Annotated in this window: 13 protein-coding genes; 3 read left to right on the forward strand and 10 right to left on the reverse strand. The window is 64.5% G+C overall.

Annotated features, from left to right (window positions below; translation table 11 throughout):
• The first annotated feature begins 711 nt into the window (after positions 1-711).
• From FJ492_RS04225 to FJ492_RS04235, 3 genes are read left to right on the forward strand one after another with little or no spacing between them, the layout of a single operon-like run.
• Positions 712-1002 (forward strand): PqqD family protein, encoded by a 291-nt coding sequence (locus tag FJ492_RS04225; RefSeq protein WP_140506612.1) that lies wholly within the window; start codon positions 712-714, stop codon positions 1000-1002.
• Positions 1003-1014: 12 nt separating this feature from the next.
• A complete protein-coding gene (locus tag FJ492_RS04230) occupies positions 1015-1449 on the forward strand; it encodes a lasso peptide biosynthesis B2 protein (RefSeq protein WP_140716462.1) in 435 nt (144 codons plus the stop codon).
• Positions 1446-2429, forward strand: a complete 984-nt coding sequence (locus FJ492_RS04235; protein WP_140768627.1) for a serine kinase — start codon at positions 1446-1448, stop codon at positions 2427-2429. Before FJ492_RS04230 ends, FJ492_RS04235 begins: the two co-directional genes overlap by 4 nt.
• An 8-nt stretch (positions 2430-2437) precedes the next feature.
• Here FJ492_RS04235 and FJ492_RS04240 read toward each other — a convergent pair whose 3' ends face one another.
• From FJ492_RS04240 to FJ492_RS04285, 10 genes are all read right to left on the reverse strand, one after another.
• Positions 2438-3460 (reverse strand): nucleotidyltransferase family protein, encoded by a 1023-nt coding sequence (locus FJ492_RS04240; RefSeq protein WP_181166572.1) that lies wholly within the window; start codon positions 3458-3460, stop codon positions 2438-2440.
• A gap of 70 nt (positions 3461-3530) precedes the next feature.
• Positions 3531-4517 carry a dihydroxyacetone kinase subunit DhaK gene (dhaK, locus tag FJ492_RS04245; RefSeq protein ID WP_140768631.1) on the reverse strand — a complete coding sequence of 329 codons (987 nt, stop codon included), beginning with the start codon at positions 4515-4517 and terminating at the stop codon, positions 3531-3533.
• A 40-nt stretch (positions 4518-4557) separates the two neighbouring features.
• On the reverse strand, positions 4558-4980 hold the full coding sequence (locus FJ492_RS04250) for a hypothetical protein (RefSeq protein WP_140506603.1): 423 nt from the start codon (positions 4978-4980) through the stop codon (positions 4558-4560).
• Positions 4981-4989: 9 nt separating this feature from the next.
• Positions 4990-6564, reverse strand: coding sequence for a phosphoenolpyruvate--protein phosphotransferase (gene ptsP, locus FJ492_RS04255; RefSeq protein ID WP_181166573.1), 1575 nt, complete (start codon positions 6562-6564; stop codon positions 4990-4992).
• 41 nt (positions 6565-6605) lie between these two features.
• On the reverse strand, positions 6606-6908 hold the full coding sequence (locus FJ492_RS04260; protein ID WP_140506600.1) for an HPr family phosphocarrier protein: 303 nt from the start codon (positions 6906-6908) through the stop codon (positions 6606-6608).
• Between the two features lie 21 nt (positions 6909-6929).
• The gene (gene dhaM, locus FJ492_RS04265) at positions 6930-7319 is read right to left on the reverse strand and encodes a dihydroxyacetone kinase phosphoryl donor subunit DhaM (RefSeq protein WP_140506598.1); all 390 of its coding nucleotides are present in this window, start codon (positions 7317-7319) and stop codon (positions 6930-6932) included.
• A complete protein-coding gene (dhaL, locus tag FJ492_RS04270) occupies positions 7316-7918 on the reverse strand; it encodes a dihydroxyacetone kinase subunit DhaL (RefSeq protein WP_140506885.1) in 603 nt (200 codons plus the stop codon). The genes dhaM and dhaL overlap by 4 nt, the downstream gene beginning before the upstream one ends.
• A 72-nt stretch (positions 7919-7990) precedes the next feature.
• Positions 7991-9634 carry a dihydroxyacetone kinase subunit DhaK gene (locus tag FJ492_RS04275; protein ID WP_140768633.1) on the reverse strand — a complete coding sequence of 548 codons (1644 nt, stop codon included), beginning with the start codon at positions 9632-9634 and terminating at the stop codon, positions 7991-7993.
• Between the two features lie 71 nt (positions 9635-9705).
• Positions 9706-10719 carry an ABC transporter ATP-binding protein gene (locus tag FJ492_RS04280; RefSeq protein WP_140746197.1) on the reverse strand — a complete coding sequence of 338 codons (1014 nt, stop codon included), beginning with the start codon at positions 10717-10719 and terminating at the stop codon, positions 9706-9708.
• Positions 10712-11824 (reverse strand): ABC transporter ATP-binding protein, encoded by a 1113-nt coding sequence (locus FJ492_RS04285; protein WP_140506593.1) that lies wholly within the window; start codon positions 11822-11824, stop codon positions 10712-10714. Before FJ492_RS04285 ends, FJ492_RS04280 begins: the two co-directional genes overlap by 8 nt.

The raw sequence follows: 11824 nt of genomic DNA on the forward strand, positions 1-11824 counted from the left end.
CCGTAACCTCCCGGAAACCATTTGCCGTCTTTGCAAACAGCCTATGCTGTTTTTTCCGGCGCTGTCTTCCCTGTTTTTCGTTTGAAGCGGTCTTGTCCTGAGCGGGATGCCCGCTGTCGAAAACGATATCGAGCGGCAGAATGTGAGCGCATGCCCCATCAATGGTCGATCGGGGATGGTCGATCGGGACCAGGCTAGAGGAACTCTCCGACCTCCTACAGCCTGTCGGAATCCCGCGAACACCGCTTCATAGCGGTGACCGGACAACCCCGCTGAACAATCCGTCGATTGCCGTCTAACAAGCCGGATTCGTTGGGCGAATGTCGACGGCGCTAGATCGGCAAGGCCACCAGCATGAGGCCGACACCGCCGAAGATCAAAATGGCTGTCGCAAGAGCTTTTCGATGACGTTCGAAAGTCGTTGGAGCCCGCTCCCAATTGTAACGCATACGCTTATCTCCCCAGGTCCCGGGGAGTTCTTACCTTACCCAAGGGAAGAAAAGCAACGGTCTTGCCGGTCAACGCACTCGCCTGCCGCGTCATTCCGACGACTGTTTCTGGGACGATTTCGGCCGTGGATGGACGTTGCGGCCTGACGAGAGCCTATCGCAAACATAGAGGCCTGCGGGCCATACCCCCGCCGGCCGATAGACAGCGCCCCACCACCGCGCTATCTCATTTCGGGGTTTTGCATCGCTTTTGGGGTTCGTGATGGAGATTGCCTCTGGAACGGTTCTGCGGCTGGCGGACGATGCCTCGGTTCAGCATGTCGGCGACGGCGCGGTCGTGCTTTTGGCGCGCAGCGGTCAACTCTATACCTGCAACGGCACGACCGAAGCTTTTCTCGACAAGGTGGATGGCGCGCGCAACCTCGGCCAGATCGTCGGCCTGCTTTGCGAGGAGTTCGAGGTCGACAAGGGCACGCTTGACGAGGACATGGCGGCGCTGGCCACCGATCTTGTTTCGGAAGGCATTCTCGCCGCTCCAGGACTCGATAGCTGAAAGGACTGTTTGATGGCGGACAGTCCTCTCTTGCGCGCCTTGTTTCGCTGCCATCTCTGGGCAAGCGCGCGGCTGATGCCGGTCCTCATTGCCAACCGCAGCTTCGAGGAGGTGCTGAAATGGGCGCCGCTCGCTTCGCCGACGCCCTATCGCGGCTTGCCAGCCCCCTACATTATCGCCCGTGTCAACCGTGCCGTGCGCCGTCCCTGGCTGATGCGCGACCGCAGATGCCTGCGGGAAGGACTGCTCGGCCACCGTTTCCTGCGCCTTGCCGGCTTCGATCCGGAGTTGCGCTTCGGCGTCGATCCGAAGTCGCTGCAAGCGTCGCGGCTGTCGGCGCATTGCTGGGTCTGCCTCGACGGCAGGCCGGTGGTCAGCGACAGCCTTCCCGGCATGGTCGAGATCTATCGCCACCATGACCGCGCCTCGAAAGTGCGCGCCGCTTGACCAGACCTTGCGCCTTCTATGATCTCAACGGTCATGTCCTCGGCATTTCGGCCGACCGCGCCGGACTATGGCTGGGCTTCGACAGGATGCTCGCCAGCCTGCGCGTCGAAGGTTCGACCGAAGCGGATTTTCATCTCGACATCGTCGAGGCGGAAACATTGGACGAGACACCCGCCGGATCCCTGGTCTTTGACGGCGAGATACCGGACGACGGCTACTGCCGGATGATCACGGACGGCGCCAGCGTGCATCTGGTCTTGCCAGGGCGCCAGACCGTCGAGATCAACGAGAAGGGCTGGGCTCGACTCCGCATCGTGCCCGACAGCAAGGCCGCCTGGACGCCATCGATGCTGATGCTGGACGCAGCACTCGATGCCGGCGGCCAACATATGCTGCACACGGCGGGCCTGACGCTGCCGGGCAGCGACGCCGTCGTGCTGGTCCATGCCCCGAGCGGTACCGGCAAGACCACCACATCGCTGGCCTTGGCAACGCAAGGATTCGGCCTGTGCTCCGACGATGCCATGATCCTGGATGTCGCTTCCGCCAGGCCTGTTGCCTGGGGTTTGCCCCGCCACGTCAAGATCCATGAGAAGACCGCGCGGATGATCCCGCTTGTGGCGCCATGTCTCGGGCCGTCCTGGGACCGTAACGGCGAACAGGCTGTTTCGCTGGAAAAGCTGGGTGGGATCATAAAAATCGAGAACCCGACCGCCCGTCCGGTAGCAGCACTCCTGCACCTTGCGCGATCGGCCGACGAAGAAACCCGGCTCACGCCCATGGCCCGGACCGACGCGACGGTGGCGCTGGCGATGGACAATGTCCGCACCGGCATGACCGGCCTGCTGCCGCTGCAGAAACGCCGGCTGGCGACGATCGGCAAGCTGGTCTCCTCGGTGCCGGCCTTCACCCTGGAAGTGGGCGCGCGTCCGGCCGATGCGGCGGCGCTGATAAGCGCCATATTGACGTCACGGGACTGACGGCCACTTCAAGCCGCGTATGACCTGGCCTTGGCCAGCCGCTGGATCCAGCGGAACGCATCGCGACGCAGGCGCGAGCCGATCTTCTCCCGGGAATTGACCCTGAGCAGCGTGTTCGTCGTGATCAGCTTTTTGGCCAGCCGTATCGACAGGTCGGGCTTGATCCGAGCGGCGAGTTCGAGCGCATGCGATTCGTCGAACAACTGGCCGGTCACGTTGAGCACGATCGCCAGTTCGAGTTCGATGCCGGTCATGCGGGCGGCGTCGAGCAAGCGTTCCTCGGCTTTCGGCGACTGTAGCGCCCGTACGCCTTGCAGCACGTCGACACAAAGCTGCAGCCGGTGGAATTTATGCCCCCCTGCCGCATGCACGATGGCGATCGTCAAAAGGGCTGCCGGCGTGTCCGTCGCCTCGCCGTCAATGATGCCCAGCTCGCGAAAGCCCAGGGACAGGCGCCGCCGCATGCCGGTGTCGTGCACAAGGTCGCCATGCAGCTCGACCAGCAGGCTGGAGTTCTCCTTCTCCTGCCATTTGAACTCCTGCAGCTGGTAGGATTCGGCTTCGTTGCTGCCAAGCTCGAAGCCTGACGCCGCGATCACCTGGTTTGCCCGCGCAAGGTTGGCGGGCTCGACGAGGATGTCGATGTCGGTGAACGGCCGGTCGGAAATGTTGCGATAGAGTTTTCGCGCGAAGACCGGTCCCTTGACGATCCGCGCCGGAATGCCTTCCGCCGCCATCCCCTTCATGATGCGGTCACCATGATACTGCAGCAGCATCGAATGGCCGGTGGCGATCGTCGCCTTCTGGCGCAGATCATCCAGCTTGGATTGCAGGCCTGAATCTTGAGGCAGGCGCGCGTCGCCGCGCTCCCTGAGCTTACGCAGCATAATCGGCAGGACACCGTGGAATTCGGCATTGTCGAGCAACGCCGACAGTGCCTTCGCCGACAAATTGTCCTCGACCGCCGCGGCCTCCGGATCGGCCAAGCGCAGCAGCAGTCTTTCTTCGGCGAAGGTGAGGGAGGGCAGCATCAACCCGGGCAAATCCATGGCTAAGTGGATTGTCCAGAATGGTTGCAGAAAAGCGCGGCCGAAGCCAGCCTTATAGGCCCCAGCGCAGCGCGGCCGTGTGGACAGGTGCGTCCCACCAGTCCGTCAGTTCGTCATCGAGCAGGGTCAGCGTGATCGAGCAGCCGGCCATGTCGAGCGAGGTGACATAGGTGCCGACCAGCGAGCGGGCAATCGTCACGCCATGCTTCTCGAAAATCCGGCGAGCGCTGTTGTACATCAAGTAGAGCTCCATCAGCGGCGTGCCGCCGAAACCGTTGACGAACAGCAGCGCCGGGCCTTTCGCCTGGCCATCCAGATCCCCAAGGATCGTGGCACAGATCTCCTGCGCGATCGCATCGGCGCTCTTCAAGGTGTCGCGGCGGCGGCCGGGCTCGCCATGGATACCGACGCCGAATTCCATCTCGCCATCGCCGATGTCAAAGGTCGGTTTGCCGGCCGCCGGCACGGTGCCACTGGTCAGCGCCACGCCCATCGAGCGGGTCGCGTCGTTGACACGCTCGCCCAGCGCCTTCAACGCCGGCAACGCCAGCCCGTGCTCGGCGGCGGCGCCGACCATCTTTTCCACCACCAGCGTGCCGGCGACGCCGCGCCGTCCGGTCGTGTAGGACGAATTCTCGACAGCGACGTCGTCATTGGTCACCACCTGAAGCACGCCTTCCGACATTTCCGCCGCCATGTCGAAGTTCATCACGTCGCCCTCATAGTTCTTGACGATGAACAGGCAGCCGGCGCCGGTGTCGACAGCCTGCGCGGCGGCCAGCATCTGGCCCGGCGTCGGCGAGGTGAACACCTGGCCGGGGCAGGCCGCGTCCAGCATGCCATGGCCGACAAAGCCGCCATGCAGCGGCTCGTGGCCGGAGCCGCCGCCGGAGATCAGCGCCACCTTGCCCGGCTTGAGCATCTTGCGGCGGATGAATTTGTGCTCCTCGCCTAGCACCAGGATGTCGGCATGAGCGGCCACGAAACCGTCGAGGCTCTCGGTCAGCACCGTGTCCACCGAGTTCATGAATTTCTTCACGGCCGTCTCCTCCCGAAATAGCCTGACATCAAGGGGTCAATTAGCCACTCTTGCCGGTGATGCTGGTGACCTTCTGGATGAATTCGTTGATCGCGCGGTCGAGCGCCGCATTCTGTTTGTCGTCGCCGAAATCCGGCACGATGAGCGAAACGTGCCTTGTCTTGCGCGCGCCCGCGGCGATCGAGATCTTCCCTGGATGGGCCTGATGGTAGGCGGCGAGAAACTGGTCCCGCTCGGCCTGGCTGAAATGGCAGACGGAAAAGATGGCGGGCAGATGCTTCGACGGAATCGGGATCGAATAGGTGGGGCTCGAAATCTGCGTGACGAAACTGCGGTGCTTGCCAAGCGCGTCGGCAAGGCGCTGGCGCATGCCGGACGGACGCTGGTCGATGACCTGCGACAGGATCGTTTTGTAGGCGCGGATCGCTTCTTCGGAGCCGGGCTCGGGTTTGATATCGATCATGCCTGCCGCCTAGACCGGGACGTCCGCGATGGCCGCCTTGGCCATGGCGAGTTGCGCCGGCGCGACCGAGAGATCGCGCAGGCCGGCCTCCAGCAGCGACGGGATCGAGGCGGGGTCGCCGCCGGCATCCCCGCACAGGCTGACGGGAATCCCGGTTTCCCGTCCGAAGGCCGAGACCGAACCGATTAGCCTAAGCACCGCGGGATGACGAACAGAATTCAGGTGGGCCACAGCGGCATTGTCGCGCGCGGCCGCCATTACATATTGCGTCAGATCGTTGGAACCGATCGACAGGAAGGCGACGCCGGCGAACGCCTCCGGCGCGATGGCCACCGAAGGCACTTCGACCATGATGCCGAGCGGCGGCATTTCTTGCGCGATGCCGCGCGCGGCAAGGGCTGCCCGTTCCTCGGCGAACAGGGTGGCGGCGCGTTCATACTCTTCTGATGTGGCGATCATCGGAAACATGACTTTGAGATTGCCGTGTGGTGCGGCGCGCAGCAATGCCCTGATTTGAACACGGAATATGTCGAGCCTGGCCAGCGACAGCCTGATGCCGCGCAGGCCAAGGAACGGATTGCCTTCCTCGACGGTGAAGCCCGGCACCGGCTTGTCGCCTCCGGCATCGACGGTACGGATCGTCACTGGTTTTTCGCCGGCCCATTCCAGCACTTTGCGATAGGCGTGATACTGGGTCTCTTCATCCGGCAGCGTCTTGCCGAACAGGAATTCCGTGCGCATCAGGCCGACACCGTCGCAAGTCGCGATGTCGATGGCCTCGACATCGCTGGGGTCGGCGATGTTGACCTGCACCCGCACCGCGGTGCCGTACTTCGTCGCCGCAGGCCGTGCCAGAAAGGTGCGCGCGTCGCCTTGGCGGGCGGTGAAGGCGGAGGATGCCTGCCGGAACGAGCCGATCTCCACAGGCGAGGGCGCCAGAACGATATTGCCGTGCTCCGCGTCGAGCAGCGCGATGCCGGCAACAGCGGTGAGCGGCTCGCGCAGACCCACGACCATCGGCACGCCACGCGAGCGCGCCAGCATGGCGACGTGGCTGGCGGTGCTGCCTGCCTCCAGCGCGATGCCGCCGCCATGGCTCCAGTCGGTTTCGAGAAAGCGCGTCGGCGCGATGTCCTCGCCGTGGAGGATGGCGCCGGCCGGTGCCGTGCTGCCACCGTCCTCGGTCAGGGCGCGCAGCACCTGATCCCTGATGTCGCGCAGGTCCGTGGCGCGGGCGCGGAAATAATCCTGGTCCGAGGCGTCGTAGCCGGCGATCTCGGCATCGAGTGCCTGCCGCCAGGCCACGTCGGCGGGTTTTCCGGAAGCGATCGACGCGAAGGCCGGTCCGCTAAGCGCGTCGTCTTCCAGCATGGCGAGGTGGAATTCGAGTATGCCGGCGGCATCGCTGTCGGCGGTTTCGATCATGGCCACGAGCCGGTTCACCGCCTTGCCGATCGCTGCCTCCAGCGACATCTTCTCTTCCGCAGCGCTTGCCTTGCTCGCGTAGATGCTTGCAGGCCGGCCGAGGTCGAACAGAGGCCCCTCGGCATAGCCGGCCGAGGCTGGAACACCCTCAATGCGCATGGCCCGCATTCCCAGCGGGTAGGCCAAGGCATGGATCGCACTCAAGCCGAGCGGACATGGCCGGCATCCTCGTCGAAATCGCGCTGCACCAGTTCGATCAGCGCGCGGACAGCATCATCGGCACCATCGCCTTTGGCCCTGATGTGCAGCACCGTGCCCTTCGGTGCCTTGGCCGCCATCACCTTGACGATGCTCTTGGCATCGAACCATGGGCCGTTGGCGGCGAGTGCAATTTCCACGTCGGCGGCAAAGCTCTTGGCCAGCTTGGTGAACTTCACCGAAGGACGCGCATGCAGGCCCACATCGTGGGTGATCAGGACGGTCGCTTCGGCGGTTTCCGACATGTCTTCAAAAATCCCGTTCACTCACGACGGCGACAATTCGTGCGCCGTCGCGACCACTTCCCGCAGCGAGGCGCCGCCGGATGCCTCGGTCGCCGCCATCACCGCGCCCTCGACGATCGGCGCGTTGCAGACGATGATTTTGTGCGCACGCGGCTCGCCGATCATCTCGACCGCCATTTCACTGTTGGTCTCGGCGCCGCCGAGATCGACAAGGACGGCAACGCCAGCTTCCGACCAGGCCCTGTCGATGGCGCCCATGATCGCCTCGACATTGGTGCCGAGCCCGCCATGGCCATTTCCACCGCACCAAGCAAGCGGCACTTCGTCGCCCACCATCTGGCGTACCATGTCGGCCGTGCCCTCCGCGACCAGTGGCGAATGCGACACGATCACGATCCCGACATTGCTCATGCTTTGTCCCCGATGATTTGCGCCACCGTGCGCACCAGCAGCGCGGTCGAGCGCGCGCCGGCATCCATATGGCCGATGGAGCGGTCGCCGAGGAACGAGGCACGGCCGCGCAGCGCCTTCATCGGCACGGTCGCTTCGGCCGCGGCGTCGGCGATGTCGGCTATTTCAGCCGCCGTCTTTCCCCCGGCCAACGCGTCACGCACGGGCTGCAGCACATCGAGCATTGTTTTCTGGCCGACTTGTGACTTGCCGCGCGCGGCCACCGCTTCGATCGCCTTGCCGAAGGCAGCCGTCAGGTTGGCATGGTCGGGCTCCGCCGAAATCTCCTTGCCGAGCGCCATGAACAGCGTGCCGAAGAGCGGGCCGGAGGCACCGCCCACCGTCATCACCAGCTTGGTGCCGATCGCCTTCAGGGCGTCGGGCAGCTGCTTTGCCGCGAACGCATCGGCCTCGGCGCGCACGGCTTCGAAGCCGCGCTTCATGTTCAGCCCATGGTCGCCGTCGCCGATCGCCTGGTCGAGCGCCGTCAATTCCTCGGCGTGAGCGGCAATCGTGTCCGCGGCCGCCGTGATCAGCCTCGAAAGGTCCAGCGCCGTCATGTCGCCCGAATTCCCGGTTTCCACCTTGCCCGCAGTAGCGAAAGAACGGTCGTTCGACAACTGGTGCATGCGTCAGGCCGTGACTAGCAGCGTGGCGGCGGCCGCGAACACTTCGGCCACCGCATGGGCGCCGGGGTCGACCACGCCGTGCAATTTGGCGCCGACATAGGCGGACCGTCCGGCCTTGGCCTTGTCCATCGCGGCTGTGGCCTCGGCGCCGCGTCGGGCCGCTATCGCGGCTTCCTCCAGACCCTTGCCGTCGAGCGCCTTCAAGGCCGGCTCCAGCGCGTCGACCATGGTGCGATCGCCCGGTTCTGCGCCACCGTAGAAGGTCATTCGTTCAAGCCCGGCGAGCAGCCCCTTGGATAGCTTCGCATCACTGTCCATTGCCTGCGCCGCCGCCGTGAAGAAGATCGATAGCAGCACGCCGCTGGAGCCACCCATCGAGGCGCTCAGGATATCGCCCATCGCGCCAAGGGTCGCGGCCGGCCCGGCAAGCGGCAGCGTATCGAGCCGTTCGAGGATGCTGCGCGCGCCGGTCGCCACGGTCGAGCCGGTGTCACCGTCGCCCGCCCTGGCGTCCAGTCCGTTCAATGTCGCTTCGAGCGAAATCAGCCTTTCGCAGACAGTGGCGATCAAGCGCCTGGTGCCTGCATCCTGGCTGGCCTTGCGCGCCGCGCCTTGTCCGGCTGCCTTGGTCATAGGTTCGACAGCAGGCGCAACGACCGGCTTTGCCGGCATCCAGGCATGCGGGCCGACCGGTGCCAGCAAGGCAGCCTCTCGCGCCGCATCGAGCTTGATCAGCGACAGTGAGAAACCGTTCATGTTGAGCGCCGTCATCAGCGGCCCGGGGCCGATCGTCAGCTTGACGGTCTTGGCGAGCGGCGATGCAAGCACCGCATTGGCAACCAGCGACATTTCGAGCGGAGGCACCGAGCCCAGATTGTTGATCAGCAAGGCATAGGTGGCCGTCGGGTCGAGCCGCACCACGAGCCGCTCCGCCATAACAGCCACCAGCCGGTCGGCGCTTTGCACCGCGATGCGCTCAACGCCGGGCTCGCCGTGGATGCCTAGTCCAAGCTCTCCATCGTCGGCGCCGAACCTGTCTTCGTGCTGTTGGCCTGGGATCGAACAGGACGACAGCGACATGCCGAGCGAGACGATATCCTTTGCCGCCGCACGCGCGGCCGCCGCGACGGATACCAGATCCTTGCCCGCTTCCGACAGATGGCCTGATATCTTGTGCACGAACAATGTGCCGGCAACGCCGCGCGGCTGGGCAATGTCGGGCAGCGCGATGTCGTCGGCGACGATCACCATTTCTATACGAAAGCCTTCGGCGCGCGCCTTCTCGGCCGCCAGGCCGAAATTGAGCCGGTCGCCGGTGTAGTTCTTGACGATCAGCAGGCAACCCGCCGGCCCGGTGACCGCGCGGATGGCCGCCAGCACCGCTTCGACGCTTGGCGAGGCAAAGATCTCGCCCGAGACGGCAGCCGTCAGCATGCCCTTGCCGACGAAGCCGGCATGCGACGGCTCGTGCCCGGCGCCGCCGCCGGAGACGATGGCAACCTTGGACTTGTCCCAATCGGCGCGCAGCACGACCTTGATCTCGGGATAGCCGTCGAGGCGCGCGAGGTCGCCTGAGCCAATGGTGCGCAACAATCCGTCCAGCGCCTCGGTGACGATCGTTTCCCTGCGGTTGAAAAAGTGCTTCATCGAATTCGTCCCGTATTTCGCAATCGTCAATCAGAAGCTGGCATCACCTTGGCGGGGATGCCGAAAACCATTCACATCAGTCGTTGTCCGTCGGCGCCGAAATAGAGCGGCGACCGGTAGCGGATCATCACTTTGTCGCCTTGCGCCAGATCCGTGTCGGGATCGGTCAGCGTCACCAGTTTCTTCGGCCCCACTGTCACATGCAGATGGTTCTGGTCGCCGAGATGTTCGACCCAGTCGACGACGCCGTCGGCATGGCCGTGCATGGCTTTCTCGATAGCCAGATGCTCGGTGCGTGCGCCGATCGTCCTGGTGCCGGCCGGCGCGCCGCTATCAGGCAGAAGCCCCGTCGGCAGAAGATTGATCGCGGGCTGGCCAAGCCGTGCCGCGACATGCAGGTTTGCCGGTTCGGAATAGATGGTTCGTGGTGAGCCGATCTGCACCAGCACGCCGTCGGCGAGGATGCCGATCCGGTCGGCCATGGTCATGGCCTCGATCTGGTCGTGCGTGACGTAGAGCATGGTGGCGCCGAGCTCGGACTGGATGCGTTTCAATTCGAGCCTGAGATCCGCGCGCAGCTTGGCGTCCAGAGACGACAGCGGCTCGTCCATCAGGTAGATGGACGGCTTGCGCACCAGCGCGCGGCCGATGGCGACGCGCTGCATTTCGCCGCCCGACAATTTCGTCGACCGGTTGCCAAGCTTGTGATGAATGCGCACCATCTTCGCCACCTCCTCGACCCGGCGGCGGATCTGGTCTTCCGGTATTTTCCGCGCCGGCGAGCGCAGGGGGAAGGCGAGGTTGTCGAACACCGACAAATGCGGATAGAGCGAATATTGCTGAAAGACGAAAGCGGTGTCGCGCTCGGCCGGCGACAGGTTCGTGGCATTGTGGCCGCCGATCTCGATCGTTCCGGCATCCGGCCGCTCCAGCCCGGCGATCAGCCGCAGCGTCGTCGTCTTGCCGGCGCCGGTCGGTCCGAGCAGCACGACGAATTCGCCGTCCGTTATATGCAGGTCGAGACTGTTGACGGCGGTCTGCTCGCCAAAATTCTTGGTCACGCCCTTGATGCGCACATCAGCCATACTGCACTCTCCGCTCCGAAGCAGTATCGTGGATCGCCGTCCTCACCGCGCGCCCGGAGCCCTTGTCGAACAGCGACAGCCGCGCGCTGTTCAGCGTCAGGCCGACATGGTCGCCGGTGTTGAGTCGAATTTCGGCCGGCACGCGCGCCTTGATGATGCCGTCCGCCGTCTCCACCGCCACGATCTGCGTGGTGCCGAGATATTCGGTGCCGTAGATCGCGCCGCGCAGCTTGGAGGCATCGTCGAAGCGGATGTGCTCAGGCCGGATGCCGAGCGCCATGTCGGCCGGCGCGATGTCCTCGCGCACTTCCGGCACCGCTACCTTGGCACCCTGGACGACGATCTCCTTGGCACCTTTGGCGAGCCCGCCGCCGAAGCCCAGAAAATTCATCGGCGGCGAGCCGATGAAGTCGGCGACGAACATGGTAGCGGGGCGGTCGTAGATCTCGCGCGGTGTGCCGAACTGCTCGATAACGCCGTGGTTCATGACGGCGATTTTGTCGGCCATCGACATCGCTTCCATCTGGTCATGTGTGACGTACACAGTCGTCGCATGGATACGGTTGTGCAGCTCGCGCAACTCATGGACCATCAAATCGCGGAATTCGGTGTCGAGGGTCCCCAGCGGTTCGTCCATCAGGAAGCATTTCGGCCGCCGCACGATGGCGCGGCCGAGCGCGACGCGCTGGCGGTCACCGCCCGCCAGTCCCGAGACCGATTTGTTGAGCAGATGGTCGATGCGCAGAAGCTTCGCGGTCTCCTCGACGCGGGTGCGGATCTCGGCCGACGGCATGCCTTGCGCCAAAAGCGGGAAACCGATGTTCTTGCGCACATTCATGTGCGGATAGAGCGCGAACAGCTGGAAGACAAAGGCGATGTCGCGCTCGCGGGCCCGGAGCATGGTGACGTCGTCGCCGCCGAGCAGGATCTGGCCGCGCATCGGCAGCTCGAGCCCGGCGATCATTCGCAAGGTCGTCGTCTTTCCGCAACCCGATGGCCCGAGCATGACGAAGAACTCGCCGTCCTCGACGACAAAGTTGGAGTCCTGCACCGCGACGAAATCGCCGAAGGCCTTTCTCAGATGTTGGACGCGGATTTCGGCCAT

Source organism: Mesorhizobium sp. B2-5-4 (assembly GCF_006441095.1).
Taxonomy (GTDB): domain Bacteria; phylum Pseudomonadota; class Alphaproteobacteria; order Rhizobiales; family Rhizobiaceae; genus Mesorhizobium; species Mesorhizobium salmacidum.

What these genes read in the sequence shown, in the direction of transcription:
- FJ492_RS04225 (WP_140506612.1), top strand. Translation starts at nt 712, where the DNA reads ATGGAGATTGCCTCTGGAACGGTTCTGCGGCTGGCGGACGATGCCTCG.
- FJ492_RS04230 (WP_140716462.1), top strand. Translation starts at nt 1,015, where the DNA reads ATGGCGGACAGTCCTCTCTTGCGCGCCTTGTTTCGCTGCCATCTCTGG.
- FJ492_RS04240 (WP_181166572.1), bottom strand. Translation starts at nt 3,460, where the DNA reads ATGCTGCCCTCCCTCACCTTCGCCGAAGAAAGACTGCTGCTGCGCTTG.
- FJ492_RS04250 (WP_140506603.1), bottom strand. Translation starts at nt 4,980, where the DNA reads ATGATCGATATCAAACCCGAGCCCGGCTCCGAAGAAGCGATCCGCGCC.
- ptsP (WP_181166573.1), bottom strand. Translation starts at nt 6,564, where the DNA reads ATGCGCATTGAGGGTGTTCCAGCCTCGGCCGGCTATGCCGAGGGGCCT.
- FJ492_RS04260 (WP_140506600.1), bottom strand. Translation starts at nt 6,908, where the DNA reads ATGTCGGAAACCGCCGAAGCGACCGTCCTGATCACCCACGATGTGGGC.
- dhaM (WP_140506598.1), bottom strand. Translation starts at nt 7,319, where the DNA reads ATGAGCAATGTCGGGATCGTGATCGTGTCGCATTCGCCACTGGTCGCG.
- dhaL (WP_140506885.1), bottom strand. Translation starts at nt 7,918, where the DNA reads ATGACGGCGCTGGACCTTTCGAGGCTGATCACGGCGGCCGCGGACACG.
- FJ492_RS04275 (WP_140768633.1), bottom strand. Translation starts at nt 9,634, where the DNA reads ATGAAGCACTTTTTCAACCGCAGGGAAACGATCGTCACCGAGGCGCTG.
- FJ492_RS04280 (WP_140746197.1), bottom strand. Translation starts at nt 10,719, where the DNA reads ATGGCTGATGTGCGCATCAAGGGCGTGACCAAGAATTTTGGCGAGCAG.
- FJ492_RS04285 (WP_140506593.1), bottom strand. Translation starts at nt 11,824, where the DNA reads ATGGCCGAAATCCGCGTCCAACATCTGAGAAAGGCCTTCGGCGATTTC.